At 66.8% G+C, this 17543-nt stretch carries 15 protein-coding genes; 9 read left to right on the plus strand and 6 right to left on the minus strand.

Going from position 1 to position 17543, the window contains the following annotated elements; all coding sequences use genetic code 11:
• Positions 1 to 226: 226 nt before the first annotated feature.
• From QMO76_RS05030 to QMO76_RS05045, 4 genes are all read left to right on the plus strand, one after another.
• Entirely contained in the window at positions 227 to 649 is a 423-nt protein-coding gene (locus tag QMO76_RS05030) for a DUF4254 domain-containing protein (RefSeq protein WP_306359988.1), read from the plus strand.
• Between the two features lie 62 nt (positions 650 to 711).
• On the plus strand, positions 712 to 936 hold the full coding sequence (locus QMO76_RS05035; RefSeq protein WP_306359989.1) for a hypothetical protein: 225 nt from the start codon (positions 712 to 714) through the stop codon (positions 934 to 936).
• 117 nt (positions 937 to 1053) lie between these two features.
• Positions 1054 to 1554, plus strand: a complete 501-nt coding sequence (locus tag QMO76_RS05040; RefSeq protein WP_306359990.1) for a hypothetical protein — start codon at positions 1054 to 1056, stop codon at positions 1552 to 1554.
• A 58-nt stretch (positions 1555 to 1612) separates the two neighbouring features.
• On the plus strand, positions 1613 to 1795 hold the full coding sequence (locus QMO76_RS05045) for a hypothetical protein (protein WP_306359991.1): 183 nt from the start codon (positions 1613 to 1615) through the stop codon (positions 1793 to 1795).
• A gap of 44 nt (positions 1796 to 1839) precedes the next feature.
• On the opposite strand, the gene QMO76_RS05050 is transcribed toward QMO76_RS05045, so the two are convergent.
• Together QMO76_RS05050 and QMO76_RS05055 are read right to left on the minus strand one after the other, a co-directional pair.
• A complete protein-coding gene (locus tag QMO76_RS05050; protein WP_306359993.1) occupies positions 1840 to 2052 on the minus strand; it encodes a cytochrome P450 in 213 nt (70 codons plus the stop codon).
• Positions 2053 to 2362: 310 nt separating this feature from the next.
• On the minus strand, positions 2363 to 3427 hold the full coding sequence (locus tag QMO76_RS05055) for an Lrp/AsnC family transcriptional regulator (RefSeq protein ID WP_306359994.1): 1065 nt from the start codon (positions 3425 to 3427) through the stop codon (positions 2363 to 2365).
• Between the two features lie 48 nt (positions 3428 to 3475).
• On the opposite strand from QMO76_RS05055, the gene QMO76_RS05060 reads away from it, so the two are divergent.
• From QMO76_RS05060 to QMO76_RS05075, 4 genes are read left to right on the plus strand one after another with little or no spacing between them, the layout of a single operon-like run.
• Positions 3476 to 4711 carry an MFS transporter gene (locus QMO76_RS05060; RefSeq protein ID WP_306359995.1) on the plus strand — a complete coding sequence of 412 codons (1236 nt, stop codon included), beginning with the start codon at positions 3476 to 3478 and terminating at the stop codon, positions 4709 to 4711.
• Positions 4708 to 5970 carry an amidohydrolase gene (locus QMO76_RS05065; protein ID WP_306359996.1) on the plus strand — a complete coding sequence of 421 codons (1263 nt, stop codon included), beginning with the start codon at positions 4708 to 4710 and terminating at the stop codon, positions 5968 to 5970. Before QMO76_RS05060 ends, QMO76_RS05065 begins: the two co-directional genes overlap by 4 nt.
• Positions 5971 to 6023: 53 nt before the next feature.
• Positions 6024 to 6734 carry a hypothetical protein gene (locus QMO76_RS05070; protein WP_306359997.1) on the plus strand — a complete coding sequence of 237 codons (711 nt, stop codon included), beginning with the start codon at positions 6024 to 6026 and terminating at the stop codon, positions 6732 to 6734.
• A gap of 16 nt (positions 6735 to 6750) precedes the next feature.
• Positions 6751 to 7482, plus strand: coding sequence for a hypothetical protein (locus QMO76_RS05075; protein WP_306359998.1), 732 nt, complete (start codon positions 6751 to 6753; stop codon positions 7480 to 7482).
• Between the two features lie 266 nt (positions 7483 to 7748).
• On the opposite strand, the gene QMO76_RS05080 is transcribed toward QMO76_RS05075, so the two are convergent.
• The 3 genes from QMO76_RS05080 to QMO76_RS05090 all read right to left on the minus strand — a co-directional run bounded on the left by QMO76_RS05080 (position 7749) and on the right by QMO76_RS05090 (position 13364).
• Entirely contained in the window at positions 7749 to 9965 is a 2217-nt protein-coding gene (locus QMO76_RS05080) for a type I restriction-modification system subunit M/S (protein ID WP_306359999.1), read from the minus strand.
• Positions 9962 to 10159 carry a hypothetical protein gene (locus QMO76_RS05085; RefSeq protein WP_306360000.1) on the minus strand — a complete coding sequence of 66 codons (198 nt, stop codon included), beginning with the start codon at positions 10157 to 10159 and terminating at the stop codon, positions 9962 to 9964. Before QMO76_RS05085 ends, QMO76_RS05080 begins: the two co-directional genes overlap by 4 nt.
• Before the next feature lie 388 nt (positions 10160 to 10547).
• On the minus strand, positions 10548 to 13364 hold the full coding sequence (locus tag QMO76_RS05090; protein WP_306360001.1) for a DEAD/DEAH box helicase: 2817 nt from the start codon (positions 13362 to 13364) through the stop codon (positions 10548 to 10550).
• Between the two features lie 466 nt (positions 13365 to 13830).
• Here QMO76_RS05090 and QMO76_RS05095 point away from each other — a divergent pair, with 466 nt between their 5' ends.
• A complete protein-coding gene (locus tag QMO76_RS05095; protein ID WP_306360002.1) occupies positions 13831 to 16950 on the plus strand; it encodes a type ISP restriction/modification enzyme in 3120 nt (1039 codons plus the stop codon).
• A 109-nt stretch (positions 16951 to 17059) separates the two neighbouring features.
• Here the strand turns inward: QMO76_RS05095 and QMO76_RS05100 are convergent, their stop codons facing one another.
• Positions 17060 to 17464 (minus strand): nitroreductase family deazaflavin-dependent oxidoreductase, encoded by a 405-nt coding sequence (locus tag QMO76_RS05100; protein WP_306360003.1) that lies wholly within the window; start codon positions 17462 to 17464, stop codon positions 17060 to 17062.
• Positions 17465 to 17543 lie beyond the last annotated feature (79 nt).

Here is a 17543-nt window from a genome sequence, read left to right on the forward strand (position 1 = left end):
TGCGAATGAGCCGCAAATACCGTACAACACCGGCATTCAGAGCAGTATCGCTATGCGTATTGACTAGTTGTTACAACCAGGCGTAGCGTGTGATACATAGCACACCCACCAGGGCACTTCGGATCTCCGGAGGGAATCGAGGAACGATGAGCGGACCGACCATCACAGCGAACCCGCCGAGATACCGAGAGGCACACCGCTCCGCCCGGCAAGGGCGGGTGCGCTGATGGATACGCTGCCCCCGAAGGATCGCGTACTCGCCGCCTGCCGTGGCACCGTCCACGGCGATCACCCCGTCCTGCGCTGGGCGAGCGAGCTGGCCGAGGTACACCATCGCCGGATCACCGCGAATCCTGTGGCGCACAACGATATCGAGCAGCAACGCGCCGCACTGATCCGCGCCATCGACCAGTGGGTCGCGGCGCGGCTACCGCCTTCACCCGGCTGCGCCCGCATCCACACCGAGAGCCTCGGGGCCGTCATCGACCGCCTGTCGAAATTCACCGCCTGCGCCTTCGCGGCCCTCGCCACCGCCGACGAATGGGAACTGTGGGACGCCTGGCAGCGGCTCGCCGAACTCGCCGTCGGCTACGACGACCTCACCGACGAGGTCGCCACCGGACGACGCCGACTGCCGGGCACCCGATAGCCACGACCCCGCATACCCCCACCACGCACACGATTCCCACCCCTCTCGAACAGGAGACCGAGATGACATTCCTCCTGCTGCCGTTTCTGTTCGGAATCGGCCTCGGCGTCATGACGACCTGGATCATCACCTCCCTGACCACCACGCACCCGGCGCACCTGGCCGGCCACGACACCTGGTCGGTGCACAGCATCGCCGCCCGCATCGCCCGCGAGCGACTGCAAGCCGAGACGGGACACCCGCGCACGCCGACCCATCGGGTAACGCCCCGGGTGCGGGGGCGATAGGCCGGTACACGGCCGAAGTCGCGCCGCGACCCTCCAGCGTTCGAGGCGGACACAATGTCATATCCCCGCGAACATCCGCCGCGACCACCGCGTCACAGCGCGGTATACCCCGTCCTCATGGTGATCGCCGGTCTCGCCGTCGCGGCGTGGGTGGTGGTGATCGGTGCGGTCTTCGCCGTCCTGCTCACCGGCTCCGGCGAGGACACCTCCACGACAGCACGGCATACCACCACGGCCGCGCAGTTCTCGCGGTCTGTTCCGCCACCCGCGACCACCTCGGACACCACCCGGGCAGAGCCACCGCCCGCGACCACCCCGGACACCACCAAGGCAGAGCCACCGCCCGCGACCACCCCGGACACCACCAAGGCAGAGCCACCGCCCGCCGCCGAGACGCGATCGGTCGCCCCTCCTCCCCCACCCGTGACCCGAATCGCCCCCGCGCCAGCACAATCCAGCTGCCACCCCTCGTACGACCCCTGCCTGCCGATCGTCAGCGATGTGGACTGCGCCGGTGGGAGCGGCAACGGGCCGGTGTACACGCAAGGACCCGTGCGGGTCATCGGGCCGGACGAATACGGGCTCGACCGCGACCGCGACGGGGTGGGCTGCGAATAGCGCGACAGCCCGATCGTGGGCACGATTCTGGTGCGGCTGGGCGTGCCCGTGTCCCGGGGTGGCGGGGACCGTGCGCGACCTCTACATCACCTGCCTGCGGCACTTCAGCCCGGCGGCCTTCGAAACCCTCGCTGCGGCAGCCGATCCGGCCATCACCGTGGACTTCCCCGTCACCCATCGCGAGGAAGTCGACGACAAGCCGGTGATCTGCAACAGACGCTCACCACTCGACCGGGAGTGAGCGGACGCCGTAGACGATCGCCTCGCGTTCGAACTCGATCTCCGCTACCGGCGCCGACAGGCGCAGGCCGAGGATGCGACGGAACAGGGTTGCAGCACCAGACCCATTTCGATCGTGGCCAACTGAAGGCCGATGCACTGATGCCTGCCGGAACCGAACGCCACGTTCGCGGCGGCGTTCGAACGCTCCGGGTCGAGCCGGTCGGGGTCGGAGAAGACATTCGGATCGCGGTTGGCGGTGGCGAGGTCGAAGACCATACCGTCTTGGCGACCATACCGTCTTGGCCAGCATCCGGCGGAAGCGCGCGTGCTCGGTTCCGTCGGTGTTGAGCCCCTCGGCTTATCCGGTGATCAGCCACGGCTGCTTGCCTTCCCAGGTCCGTGCTTTCGAAATCGGTCCCGCGGCAGCCAACTCCCGCATGTCCGGGGCCGGTATCGCATCAAGGACCCGGAGACCGGCGTCATCGTCGAACTCGAACTGTTCTCCGACAAGATTCTGTTCCCGGACCCGTTCGCCGGCGAAGGGGCCGGGTCATCGGACGCGGGTACCCGCTGCGGTTGATCGCGCTCAGGACCAGACGTCGAATGGAACGTGCCCGACCGCGGTGCCGGTGCGGAGGTCGAGGAGGCGGCCCATGCGTTTGAGGGCGCTGAGGGTGTAGGAGCGTTCGGTGATGCGCAGCGTCGGAAAATGATGCAGCAGGCGGGATTCCAGGGTGATCAGTTCCTGAGGGGTGCGTAGCCAGGCGATCAGCAGGACGTTGCTCTCATCGTCGGCGGTCACCACGCAGAGGCGGATCTCCGGCCAGTCGGGAAGGGCGGCCCCGAGCGCGTCCAGTTCGGTGGCCGGGATACGCGCGCGAATATTGGTGTTCACCCGCCAACCGGCGGCCTGCTGGGCGAAATCGCAGCGGAAGATCAGGCGTCCGGAGCGGCTCATCTCCGAGATGCGGCGGCGCACCGTGGCGTCGCTGAGGCCGGTGTCGGCGGCGAGTTCGACCGCACTGCGGCGGGCGTCGGCGCCGAGGGCCAGTACCAGTTCCCGGTCGCCGCGGCGGCGGCGGGGCGCTCCGGGTGCACGCTCGTCACCCTCGGTCAGCAGCGCCTCCTGGGTCGGGTCCAGCGCGCGGGGACGCCAGTGACTGCCGTCGGAGTACTGGTGCACGGCCACGGCCAGGCGGGCCTCCTCGACGCCGGGATGCTCGGCCAGCCAGCGGACGCGGAAGTCGTCCAGCGCCGCGGGTGACTCGGCGGCGACGGACAGTTGCAGGTCGTAACGCCCGCTGGTCCGGTCGACCGCGAAAACGCAGCCGTACGCACTGGCCCGCGCGGAGACCTCGGCCACCGTATCGGCCCGGCAGCGCAGCCGCACGTAGCCGACGGTGGCGAACTCCGGGGCGTACGCGGTGGTCCAGGCCAGGCCGTGATCGGTGAGATGCTGCCAGCGCCGGGCCGCGGTGGTGGCGTCGATGCCGAGGGACGCGCCGATCAGGGACCACGACGCCCGCGGGCTGATCTGCAGCGCGTTCACCAGATCCAGATCGCGCTCCCCGAACTCGACCGCCGCGTCGAAACTCTGCGCAGGGCTGTTACCGATGTCGGATTCCGGCGTTTCCGATGTGCTGTGGAACACATGACCCATTGTGACAGCACTATCACGCCACACGGGAGAACCACGGGATTGCTGCGTACCACTCGAATCACGGTGTTGCTGTTGTCGGCGGCCTGGATCGCCGACTACATCGACCGCATAGTCATCAACTTCGCACTGCCGGCGATCGGCGAGGACCTGCAACTCGACCACACCCAGCTGGGCATGGTGGTGTCGGTGTTCTTCCTCGCCTACGCGGGCATGCAAATCCCCGCCGGGTTGCTGGCCGACCGCTACGGCGCACTGACGATGGGCACCATCGGCCTGCTCGCCTGGTCGGTCTTCACCGGCCTGACCGCGGTGGCCTGGTCGTTCTCCACTCTGCTCGCCATGCGCTTCCTGTTCGGTCTGGTGCAGGGCGTCTTCCCGCCCGCCGCACTCAAGGCGCTGTCGGAACGCAGCCTGCCCGAGCAGCGCACCACCGCAAGCGGCTGGACCAACGCCTCCAATGCGGTCGGCACCCTGCTGGCCGCCCTGGTCGCCGCGGTCCTGCTGCCCACCGTGGGCTGGCGCATCATGTTCGCCCTCATCTCACTGCTCGGCGTCGCGGTGCTGCTGGCCTGGCGACGCTGGATGCCCGAGCCACTCCCGGAGGCGACCGCGCCCGGCGCCCCACCGGTACGCGACGACCGAATGCGACGGCTGGTCATGCGCTCACCGGCGCTGCTGGGGTACGCGGTCATCTTCTTCGGCTATGACGCGATCGTGTGGGGTCTGAGTGCGTGGATGCCCACCTATCTGCACGACGAGCACGGCATCTCGACCAGCACGGCCGCGCTGATCGGCCTGCCCGCGACGGTCTTCGCGGCCGTGGGCACGGTGGCGGGCGCGCGGCTGTCGGACCGCATCGGCGGACGGCCCCGGCGGATCGTGATACCGGCCATGATCGTCACCGCCGCCTTGGCCGTGGCCCTGCCGCACGCCGGTTCGGTGCTCGTGTTCGTCATCGCCGCCACGGTGCTGGGGACGGTGGCGTCGCTGTGCTATATGCCCGCGTTCGCGGTCCCGCTGCGGGCGCTGCCCACCGAACTGCTGGGCTCGGCCACGGCGGTGATCATCTTCGGCGGCCAGCTCGCCGGAGTCGTCACCCCCCTGCTGTTCGGCGCGGTCACCGACCACGTCGGGTACGCCGCGGCCTTCGCGACGCTGACCATCGGGCCGCTGCTGGCCATCGCGGCGGCGACCGTGGTGCCGCAGACCGCCGACGCCTTCCGCGCCCTGCTGCCGAAACCATCCGCTCCCGAGCCGAAGGAGACCCTCGCATGACCACCGCCCCGGACGAACTGCTGCGCAACGGCTTCACCGCGCCGGATGCCTCCGTCGATCCGCACTGGCAGCAGGTGTACCGACACCTGCACGCGCACCCGGAGCTGTCCGGCGCGGAATTCGAGACCGCCCGCCTGGTCGCCGACGAGCTGCGCGCCATGCCCGGCTGGGAGGTCACCGAGGGCATCGGCGGCACCGGGGTGGTCGGCGTGCTGCACGGCGGACCCGGCCCGGTGATCTGGCTGCGCGCCGATATGGACGCGCTGCCCGTGCAAGAGGACACCGGACTGGACTACATGTCGCGCAACCCGGGCGTGATGCACGCGTGCGGGCACGACATCCATGTCACCGCCCTGCTCGCCGCCTGCGCGCAGCTCGCCGCCGGGCCGGTCGCCGGCACCGTGGTGGCGATCTTCCAGCCCGCCGAGGAGACCGGCGGCGGGGCGCGCGCCATGCTCGACGACGGCCTGCTCGACCGGGTGCCACGACCGCGAATCTGCTTGGGCCAGCACGTGAGCCCCCTGCCCGCGGGACTGATCGCCAGCAAGGGCGGTCCCATCATGGCCGCCTCGGATTCGGTGCGCATCGTGCTCAGCGGCAAGGGCGGGCACGGGTCCACCCCGCACCTGGCCGTGGATCCGGTGTCGATGGCGGCGTCGCTGGTGCTGCGCCTGCAATCGCTGGCCGCGAGGCAGACGGCCCGGCCGTCGTCACCGGTGCTCACCGTGGGCGCGCTGCACGCTGGCACCCGGCCCAACATCATCCCCGAGACCGCCGAAATGCTGTTGACCCTGCGGACTTTCAGCGACAGCGCGCGGCAGCTGATGCTCGACGGGATCGAGCGGCTCGCCCGGGCCGAGGCGGATGCCGCCGGTGCTCCGGAAGCGCCGCTGATCGAGTGCTACGACCGTTTCCCGGTCACGGTCAACACCCCGGCCGACACCGACCGGGTGCTCGCCGCGTTCACCGCCGCCGGACTTCCCGCGCTCACCCTGCCGCACCCGCAGACCGGCAGCGAGGACTTCGGCGTGCTCGGCACCGCGGCCGACTGCCCCTCGGTGTTCTGGCATATCGGCGGATATCCCCTCGATCGATTCTCCGAATCGGACCGCGCGGTCATGCTCGCGGACCACACCCTGCCGGAGCACATCCCCGCCAACCACTCACCGCACTTCGCGCCCGATCCGCAACGGACCCTGCCCGCGGCCACCGCCGCCATGGTCGCCGCCGCCCGCACCGAACTCGCCGTCGAGGCATAACCCCGGCCGTCCATCCAGGACGGCACGCAACACCCATGATGAGGAAACAACAGATGAGTATTCGTCGAGCAGCCCTGACCACGGCCCTCTTGGCCGCGAGCGTCGTCACCAGCACCGCGACCGCGACGGCCGCACCGGAGACCGCCGCCGAACCGGTCTCCTTCCGGGCGAACCTGACCGACGACACCGTGGTCACCACCCTAGAGAACGGGACCTTCACCCTGGCCGCCGATACCCGGTCGGTCACGATCAGCGATACCGCCGGACGTCCGCTCCAGGTGTTCCCGCTGTCGTTCACCATCGACGGGCAGCGGCTGCCGCTGCGGCAGCAGATCACCGCCGACGGCCGCACCCTGCGGCTGACCCCCGAGCTCGACGGCCTGGACCGCACGGCGCTGCGACCGGTCGCCTCGCCGCTGGAGAACCAGCTCGCCATGAACGATCTCATCAACGCGGTCAGCCTGGGCACCTCGGTCGGCAGCCTGATCGGCACCGCGATCGGCGCGGTCGCGGGCGTCGGCGTGGGCATCGCGCTGGCCGGGGCGTCCTGCCTGGTGTTGAGCCTGGGCTGTGTGGTGGCGGTGCTGCCCATTGTCAGCATGGTCGCCGCGGCCGGCGGGCTCACCGGGCTCATCCTCGCCGGTGGACCCACCGCGGCAGCGGCGGCCTTCGACTACTGGACCACGCTCAACGCGGCGCCGGGCCAGAGCAAGTACGCCCCGTTCGTCCAGGGCAAGCCGAGTGTCCCGGCGTCCGCGAACTGACCGGAGGGAACCGATGATGCGCATTCGCACAACGGCTTTCGCCGCGATCGTGACCGCCGGGGCGATGGGCGTGGCGGCCGCGCCCGCCGCCGCCGAACCGCCGACGGCACACTACAGCTCCGTCGTCGCCGACGGATCTGTCACCACCACCCTGGACCACGCGACCTTCGCCCTCGCCGCGGACGGACGAACGGTACTCGTCCACGACACGGCGGGCCGCGAAATACTGAGCCTGCCACTGGCCTTCGAACTCGACGGCACGGTGCACCCGATTCGACACCACATCAACGATGCGGGCCACACGCTGGTGCTCACCCCCGACACCGGCCCGCGCCCGGTCGCCTCACCGCTGGAAAACCAACTGGCGCTGGGTGAGTGGGCCGGAAATATGACCAAGGGCGCTCTGGTCGGCACTCTCGGCGGGTTCGTGCTGGGCGCGCTGGTGGGCGCGGCACTCGGCCTCGGATCGTGTCTGGTGGTCGGTCCGGGCTGCCTGGCGACCACACCGGCGGCGGTCATGGCGTTCGCGGCCGGCGGCGGCCTGCTCGGCACCCTGACGGTGGGCGGCGTGGCCCTGGCCGACGGCCTGTGGAAGTACGTCACCACCCTGCACGCCGCACCCGGGGAGAGCGCCTACGCCGACGACGACGGCCTGCTCGACCCCAACGGCACCGGCGTCCCCGACGCCAACCTCCGCACGCCGCCACTGCCGTTCAAGGCGCTGATGAGCGGTTCCGCGGGGCGCTGACAGGACTGGAAGGGACTCGACGGGAGGCGGAGTCATGGACTCGATCCCGTAGCGGACCCCGTGGTCGAGCATCCGGCAATTACGTTGTGCGACAGCTTGTCAGCCCTCCGATGACCGCGCACCCCGCAGCCCGAGTTCGGCTCATCGACAGATTTCGTGCGCCACAACTACTGTCGATCTCGAATCTGGACTATGGACTCGGGGTGCGCTGCGCTCGGTGTGATATCCCTGGCCGAAACGAGCAGGTGTTCGCCTCCGGCTGCCCCTCAGGTTCGCTTGTCCGTCGGGGCGGCATCATGTTGGTGGTCGTCAAGTGACGATGCCATCCTCGCGAAGAGGGCGGCGGCTGCTCTGGTTCGTTTCTCCTCGGCGGCCTGAATCTGCTTGTGCAGGGCGGCGATGTCCGCATCCGCAGTGGCCACCTCGGCACCGATTCGCCTCTGCTCATCCAGGGATGGCAGGGGGACGAGCAGCTTGCCGAGGTTGGCTGAACTTATGGACGGAATGCTGGTGCCAGCGGCTTTGTTCTCGATCCACGTCTTGGTAGACGGAAGCGAGAGGAATGCGAGGAGATACTGTGCGTCCGCTGAGTCGGGGTCGTGAACGCGTAGCCGCAACAGTCCCGTGCCGAACAGCATGCCCTCGTTGCCTCGATCGGCGATCGCACAGGGGCCCGGTGTCCCAGTCCTGACGCACAGGATGTCTCCGTCCCTGAGCTGGAACTTTCCCATCCTGGCAGCGACGTCCGGTGGTATCCGCCGCGTATGTTCGTCTGTGATCCTGCGATGCCGCAGTTGTTTGGGCGCGATAATCGGGATCCCGTCTTCCACGGGCTCGATGTTGTTGATGATTTTGTTCGAGGGGCCTGCCTGGATCTCGCACAGGGCGCTGAGGGGGACCCGATTGTCGCCTGGGATCGCCCCGGGGATCGCGCGGTAGTCAGCGGGGCTGAGGGAGTACGCATTACGTTTGATGTCGGCGCGGCTGACAGCAATCGCGACACCCCCTTGGTCCAGCTCCTTCGAATCGAATTCCGCTGGATTGGAACGCCATTCGAAGTAGCATTCGGTGATCGCCCGCTGGTCCTGTTCGCGCAGGACTCGCTTCCCGGTCTGTTTCTCACCCGCAGCTCGGGCATCGATCAGGAGGACGGGTTCGCTGCTCTGCTCGCGACGGGTGAGAATCCAAACACTCACGGGGACAGGCGTGGCAGCGAACAGCCCTGGAGGTAGGGCGATGACACATTCCACGGCTCCCTTCTCGACCATTGCGGCACGTATGGCGAGTTCGTCCTTGTCTTCGGACACGGCGGCTTGATTCGGCATGACCACCCCTGCTCGTCCGCCATCGCGTAGCGAAGCGAATACGTGCTGGAGCCAGGCGAAGTTGCCATTCTTCTTCGGCGGCGCGTTGAAGGGCCAGCCTCCCTCGGGCGCAGGCCATTCGCCGGACGTCTTCTGGTTGAACGGCGGATTGGATACGACGATGTCCGCCTCCACCGCTCGCGCCACGAGGTCCCCGGCGGCCAAGGCATCGCCGGGTAGCAGGTTCCCGACATCTGCGCCATGAACCGCGATATTCATCGCCGCGAGGCGAAGCTGCTCCGGATGACGTCCGTACCCGGTCACCTCGACAGCGTCGACAGCAGATACCGTCCCCGAGAGAAATTCTCCGAACCGCAGATAGGGATCGTGGCACCGTACAGAGTCTGCGACCTCACGGAGCAGGATCTCGGTCACCAGCCCCACAATGCTCGATGGTGTAAAGAACTCGCTGCTGTCGCGCTGGCCCCACTCCGCGAAACGATCGAGTATCGCCTGAAACGAATCGCGGCCCAGATCATGGCATATCCGTAGGACCTGGGCCACGTCCTCGACCGCGTCCGGCCGCAGCCGCGCAAAGACCGGCCGCATACCCGGCAGCACACCGTGCTCGCGCAGTACCGCGTCAACGATCGCCCCGATCGAGTCCAGTAGCTTCGCCGGATCGCTTTGCTCTCGACCAGCTGTGGTGGAGAGATCGATGATCCGCGCCCACTGCCCGGGAGCTTGGACGCGTACGAAGACCGCGCACAGCAGAAGCTGCAAGTAGTCCATCTGCGGTCCGCTACCGCACACTCGTTGGGCCACTGGCCCGAACAGTTCGGCAAGGGCCCCGGCATAGCCGGAGATTCGCTGCCCTGAACCATCCCGAGTACCAGATGGTCCCGATCGGCCAGCGACCTGTCTACGTGCGTTCCGGATTGCCCGATCCCCGTACGTGCTGCCCTTCTTCTCGGTCGGTAACAGACGACGCTCGGGGATGGGGCGGGTCTTCAGCCACTCGAGCATATCGGCGAGAACGAAGAAGTCCTGCTGGTCCGAGGTTCGTGGGCGAGGGAAGCCGGGGTGCCGCCGCTGCCATGTCGAGAGGATCGCCCTGCTGACGCCCGCCAAGGCGGCGATCTCCTTCCGAGAGACCAGACGGTTCTCGATGCCGCTCACTGCCGGAACCCGAACAGGAAGGCGATGATCGTGAGGGCGAAGACGCTCGCGCCGGCGCACCCAGCCGCGCCATGAACGACCGCGGAGGACAGCGAGCCACCATCGACAACGGTGAGGATTCCGGCGATGAGCCCGACGATCACACCGAACAGGGTGGCGATCAGCATCAGTAGAACTCGGACGGACTGGGACATCGAACTTCTCCGTATCAACCAGCTGGGCGAGAATCGTCTCGCTGCACAGGGCCAGATGCTACGCGCGTTGCACCACACAGGGCAATGCGCATGACAATGCGCACTGCCGGGACTGTCGCACGGGCACCGCGTTGCCTACATCGGATTTCTACCCGATCTGCTACTTCACCTGCCTGCATCGACCGGGTGCGAGTATTCTGACCTCCACAACCACATCTGCAAACTGTTAATACCACTATCAGGCGTGAGAGCCGACTGACAGCCGACATCGGCACGAGTCGTGTACCGGTCTGCTTCATCGCGATCTACACGACATGGACGATCGAGCTCTGTCCCGTCGGCATCATGCGCGTGATGCGCCTGCCCGGATCCTCGGTTCGTTGTGACCTCAGCTCCGACAGCGCGGGCACAGGCTGTGGATGCCCGCGCGCGGCCCACCGTTGATCTCGGCGCGCATCCGCAGCGACCCGCAGGCGCAGCGTTCCGCGCTCTGGCCTGTGCCGGGCACACCGCGGACAGTACGACGCAACGACTGCCGTCGTACTGCTCGGGCGAGTCCGGAATGACCGGTGCGCAGCAAGAGGCCCGGTGCGCGGCCGAGAATGGGTGACTGTGCCGACCACAGCACGGAATCGATGACCACGAACGACTCCCGGCACCGGCGCAGCGGATGAAGTGTGGTGTGGTGTTTGCTCAGCGCCTGCTCGACAACCGAACCGATGCCCGCACGGCCGAACCAGAATCCGACCTTCACAGTCTCGGGTAGTTCGCTGAGTATGTCGAGTATCCAGCGCGTCTCGGGTCCATCCACCGTTTCCGAGAAGATCTCGACGCATTCGCTCGCACTCGCCAGATCGTCGCCGAGTGCCCTCAGGTCGTTCTCGACCCGTGTCGGCCCGGGGCCCTGCGCAACCGCGCGCCACGTCCATTCTTGTGCTTCGCGTTTCAGGAGGTTCAGAAACCTTCGCACCGGTGTGGGCTGGGCCGGTTGACCGCGGTGGATGCGCCCCATGTCCGCCAGCAGAATGACCTGCTCGCGAGCGCGGCTCATCGCGACGTTGAGCAAACGCGCACCTTCACTGCCCGCTTGGGTCTTGGTGAACCAACTGTGCGGCTGCAGATCGCTACCGCTGCTCTCCACCGCGTCGTAGAGCACCACATCGGTCTCACCGCCTTGAAACCGGTGGACGGTGGAGGCGAGAACCCGCGAGTCGCGCTCGGGTGCGAGCGCGTGCAGCAACCTGGCCTGTGGCGCGAACGGACTGATCAGCCCAACACTTCCCGGCTCAGTCGCACCGCGCAGTTGCGCGGTGACGACATTGGCCGCCAGCTGTGCGTGCATGACGTTGTAGCGGGACGACATCCCTTCACGGCGAGCCAAGGGCGCGCGAAGGTCCGACGTATCGATCAGAAGCAGCTGCGGCTCGTCGTCGGAGATCGTCCGAGTTGGACGGTGCCGCACGGACGGTGCGGTCGCGAGTCCCACCTCGGGATAGAAGGCGGTGCCGATGATCCCCCCGATCGACGGTCGCATCCGATGCTGGGTTTCGAGGGCGACCAGATTGGCGGGCGAGCTGTCGGAGCCCACCGCTCTCGCTACACTGGACTTCTCGAATGCGCTCTGCCCCAGCCATTCACGCGCCAGGCTCTCCGCGGACTGCACGATCGGCGGCAGCTGGCGGAAGTCACCGGCCACGATCGTGTGGCCGGCCCCGGTCCCCGCGACGAGCATCGTCATCGCGGCGGTCATCATACTGGCTTCATCGATGACGACCACGTCGAAGTCTTTGCGCCGCACCACTTCTTTCAGCACGATCTGGTGCGATGTGCACGCGATGAGTTGTCCCCGCGTGATCACCTGGTCACGCACATCCCCGAGCAATTCGACCAGCCCCTTGACGAACCCTTCGAGATCGCGGATTTTGCGGACCAGTGCGGTCCGTTCCTGGGCACGGCTCGGGTCATTGTCGGGGACGGTTCGATGCAGGTCGCGCAACGCCGCGAGTTCGCCGCGGATCTCGACGAGTCGGCGCGCGGGTTCGGCACCTTGCTCGGCGGCGATCTCATCGAGCAGAACGGCGGGCTTGCGCCCGGTGAGGACATCGTTGTCCGTCGGACCGATTCGCACCACCGCACCGCTCGGCCACTGCGGGCGGCGGTTGACCAGAGCACTCAGTGCCACGTCGATCGCGGCATTGGTCGGAGCGGCCAGCAGGATCGTCTTTCCCCTGTCGAGCAGCTCGGCCAGCAATGCGGCCAGGGTCGTCGTCTTGCCGGTGCCCGGCGGACCCCACAGCCAGGTGAGTCGGGTACACAGTCCGTGCGCGACCGCCAGGCGTTGCCGATCATTCAGCCCTGCACCGGTATACGGTTCGACATCCGGCACCTGATCGAGCACGCCGTCTGCGGTCACCGGTTGCAGCGCGGCGGCGGTGTCGAATCCCGGCACCGGTCCTGCGAGCAGTTCGGAGAATCGACAGCTCTGCTCGGTGACCAGGTAGGACAGATCGCACCGGAGCCGCGCGCGCTCCCAGAACGGGTGATCAGCAGCCATATCGATGGTGATCTCGGATCCGTATTGCGTGAGCACGGCGACGTCGACGCCGCCATTGTGCTGTCCGAGCATCCCTTCCGGCGGAAGCAAAGTCGCTGTGGTTCCCTCCCGCACGCTGTCGCTGCCCTGAATCTCGTATCGCACGATCCGCCGCGCGGGAGTCTCCTCCAAGATCTCCCCGTCGACGAGTTCGGTGTTTTGCCACGCCGTTTTGCTGACTGCCGCCTGTCGCTCGAAGGTCAGCGCCGACCGCGCCGCAGCCGCGATCTCCTTCCAGCCGTCCGCCATCGGCACGGTCTGTGGGCCTGGCGCCTCGGCATCACGCACAGTCCGTTCTCGCAGGCTGCGCAGTTCGCGGCGCAACGCAGCGTTGGTATTTCCCGCTTTGCCCCCGGAATCGGCGCTCTGTTCGCGACTGCCTGTTCGATCGTTCCCCGCGTCGGCTGGGCGACCTGGCTCATACCAGCGCCCGGTGGCCTTATCGAATTCCGCGACCCGGCTCTCGTGAAGGAGCAGGTACAGATCCGTAGGGTCCAGCCTCCGAATTCCCCTGGCTTCGAGCCGGCCGAGCAGCTCATCCGTTGTCAGCGGTTCATCCGCCAGCAGCTCACGAATTGCCTTCAGCTGCCCGTCTTTTCGAGACGGACCCACTTCTCCCCCGGTAATGCGCGTGTGTGTGACGAACAATGCTCACATACGTGCCGCGACGCCGCATGCCGATCGGTCAGCTCACCTCGGCCCGTGTTCAGCCGACAGCGGAAGCACCTCGCGACCGAAAGTCCTGACTGTCCTCACCGCCGACCCGCACGCACACCGGCACGGCCAGCTTCGATTGCGCACTCCTTGACCGAACTTCACAACGAAATCGTCTGCCCTGTGCGAACATTCAGTTCATCGAGTGCGTTCGAGAGCTGTGGGGAATGCTGTGGGGAAGAGAACTGAATACGTCGACTCCGAGGAGTTCTCACAATCGATAGCCGTTGCCGTAGCCACGTTCGGCGCGGCAGTCGGACCTCGGCTCAGAAGCAGGGCGGGCGGGGCCGAGCATCAGCTCAGCGGTCCATTCTGTGACCTGCTCACCGAGGTGGGCGCGAAGCTCGGCGTCAAGGTTCTCACCGTGGCCGAGACGACTCTCAACGCGCTGGGCGTCCGTCCCGACTTCATGGTGGATGTGGAGGGGGCGCGCATCGGATACGCGGAGTTGAAGGCTCCGGGTCGGAAGGTTCCCACCCTGTGGCATCCGGACAAGCGCGAACGCGAGCAATGGGACAAGCTCACGCTGCTGCCCAATGTGCTGTACAGCGATGGCACGCACTGGGCTGTGTTCCGCTACGGCGCACGCGTCGGCGAGGTCGCCCGGTTCACCGGCGACCTGCACCATGCCGATGCCAAGCTCCGGCCGGCTGACGATGAATTCATCAGGGTGGTCGCGGATTTCCTGCTCTGGAAGCCGGATCCGCCGCGCTCGGTGTCCCGATTGGTCCACGCCGTCGCCAATCTGTGCCGGCTGCTGCGTTCCGAGGTAGCCGATACTCTCGCCCGGGAACAGGACGGGCGTGAGGAGGACCCGATCTTCACCGGGCTCGCCGAAGACTGGCGGCAGTACATGTTCCCGGGACTCACGGACGAGGAGTTCGCCAATTCGTATGCGCAGACGGTGACCTTCGCCTTGCTGCTCGCCCGTGTGGACGGCATCTCCTTCGAGAAGCGCACCCTGGCCGAAATCGCGGAACTGCTCGGAAAGAAGCACTCGCTCATGGGTCGTTCCCTGACAGTGCTCACCGGTCACGGGGTCGAGGAGCGCAGCGTCGTCGTCAAGACCATGCAACGTGTCGTCGGCGCCGTCGACTGGGACACATTGAGCCGCGGCAACACCGATACCTATCTGCATTTCTACGAACGATTTCTGGAGGAGTACGACCCAGCGCTGCGTCAACAGAGCGGCTCGTACTACACCCCGAACGAAGTCGTGTCGTTCATGGTCGGCTTCGTCGATCGCCTGCTACGCGATCGGCTGGGCAGGGAGTGGGGATTGGCAACCGACGAGGTGGAGATCGTGGATCCCGCCATGGGCACCGGCACCTACCTGCTCAATATCGTCGACCGGGTAGCGCGGACCATTGCGGAGGAACAGGGCGAGGGCGCGGTGCGACCGCAGCTACAGGCTCTGTTCACACGGCTGATCGGGTTCGAGCGCCAGACCGGCCCGTTCGCGGTCGCGGAACTACGGGTGCACCAAGCGTTGAAGTCGAAACACGGCGCCGAGATCCCGGAGCAGAAGGTCAGGTTCTTCATCGCCGACACCCTCGACGACCCGGGCGTCGAGCACACCTACATACCGTCGATCCTGGAGCCGATCGCCCGGTCCCGCGCCAACGCGAACAAGGTCAAGCGCGAGTCGCGCGTACTGGTGGTGATCGCGAACCCGCCGTATCGGGAGCGCGCCAAGGGAATGGGCGGGTGGGTCGAGTCCGGCAGCGGTCATCGGGGGGTGCGTGCGCCGCTGGATGCGTTCCGCGCCACAGGATTCGGGAGGTACGAGTATGTGCTGTCGAATCTGTACGTGTACTTCTGGCGGTGGGCGACCTGGAAGGTATTCGACGCGCACCCGGATTCACCCGCCGGGATCGTCGCCTTCATTACTCCGTCCTCCTTCACGACGGGGCGGGGTTACTCCGGAATGCGTGAATATCTGCGCCGCACGGCGGATGAGGGGTGGATCATCGACGTTTCGCCGGAGGGCGAGCATCAACCGCCGGTCGGCACCCGCGTGTTTCCCGGCGTTCAACACCGTTTGTGCATAGGTGTTTTCGTGCGCCGTGGCACCTCTGATCCCAGTCGGGCGGCACGAGTCCACTACACCGCCGTCCATGGGCGGCGTTCCGAGAAGTTCGCGGCTCTCGCGGATTTGGGACCGGACGGGCCGCGGTGGATCCCGACCGCCGACGATTGGCATGCCCCGTTCAGCCCGGCCGGCACCGGTGAATGGGACAGATACCCGCTGGTCGGAGACCTGCTACCGTGGTCGCAGACCGGCGTGAAGCCGAATCGAAACTGGGTGCAGGCGCCGGATCGGGTCACCCTGGTCCGTAGGTGGGATCGCCTGATTCGAAGTACCGCCACGGAAAAGGCCGAGTTGATGAAGGCGACCCGAGATCGTGGCCTGACGAGTAATCCTCCCGCGTTGCCCGGAGCCGAGCCGCCGAGAACGCCACTGGCCGAACAGACTCGTACCGATCCCACGATCGAGCCCATCGCCCTCCGCAGTTTCGATCGTCAGCACCTCATCTATGACGCACGAGTCATCGACTTCGCTCGCAGACCGCTCTGGGAAGTGCGTGGCCCACAACAAATCTACGTCACCGAACAGCATGCCCATCCGATAACCGCCGGCCCGGCGCTGGTGTTCACCGATCTGGTCCCCAGCATGCACCACTTCAACGGCCGCGGCGGCCGAGTGCTCCCGCTGTACCGCGATGCGGCCGGGCTGATGCCGAACACCGCACCCGGGTTGCATACTTGTGTGGGTTCCCGTCTCGGAACGCCGGTCAACGCCGAGGACCTGCTCGCGTACGTCGCAGCGGTCACGGCCCATCCCGCCTACACGACACGATTCGCGCAGGATCTGCGAAATCCCGGTGTTCGAATCCCACTCACCACAGATCTTGAAAGCTGGACCGATGCGGTCCGGCTGGGCCGGGAAGTGCTCTGGCTGCATACATTCGGGCATCGCTACACCGACCCCGATGCGGGCCGCCCGCACAGCACGCCGCGGCTCGACGCGCACCGACGACCCCGAGTCACCGCAACCATACCGGATAGCACCTCCGAAATGCCGGACGTCATCACCTACGAGCCGGCCACCGAGACGTTGCACATCGGATCCGGCCGCATCGCCCCGGTGCCGCGGACGGTCTGGGAGTACGAGGTATCCGGACTGAAGGTGGTCAAACACTGGTTCGACTACCGCAAACGCAATCCCGGCGGCAAACGCACCTCACCGCTGGACGACATCAACCCCAAGCAGTGGCCGGCTCGGTTCACCACCGAACTGCTGGAGTTGCTGAATGTGGTCGGCCGGTGTATCGAATTGCATTCAGTCCAAGCCGAACTGCTCGATCGGATCTGCTCGGGGCCGTGCCTCACGGTCACCGAACTCGAGGACGCGGGTGTGCTGCCGGTGCCCGACGCAGTGCGCAAGCATGTAGCGGCTCCGGACGAACCGACTCTGCTATGACGGCGAGCGCTGCGGGAAAGTGCTGTGGTCGGCGATCATTCCAGTTCACCGGACCCCTCGGCGATCAACCTGTGCAGGAGTCCTGCGACAACGGTTCCCAGCCATTCGGTCAGTCGGCGGTGGGCGTCGATTCGCGGACCACGTTCGCGCTCAGAAAGTCCGGCGCCTTGATCACGTGCCGGAGCATAATACGAATGAAGGCGGGCATATCGGCGGCCGTGGGGTCACGGTAGACGTGCGGACTGTTGACCTCGTAGGTGCGCCGACGTGTCTCGAGCTGGAAGTGTCCGGCCGCGAGCACATTGCGCACCCAATCGGATTCGGGTCCGTAGGTCAGCGCGATCACGAACCCGCCGTCGCGGCGGAACGCCCACAGCGGCGTGCGGAAGACCTTGCCGGATTTGCGGCCGCGATGCACGACCACCGCCCACCCGGGAGCCCACGGCGCGATGAACCTCGTGATGCGGTTGAGCCCGGCCTTGTTGAGGCGAGCGACCCAGCGTGGAGCAGGCATTCTCGAAAACTCCTCACCTGTGGAATTCTTTTCCACAGACTAGAGCCGCCACACCCCAGAAGTCAACGCTTGTAGAATT

The organism is Nocardia sp. CC227C, from assembly GCF_030767025.1.
GTDB lineage: Bacteria > Actinomycetota > Actinomycetes > Mycobacteriales > Mycobacteriaceae > Nocardia.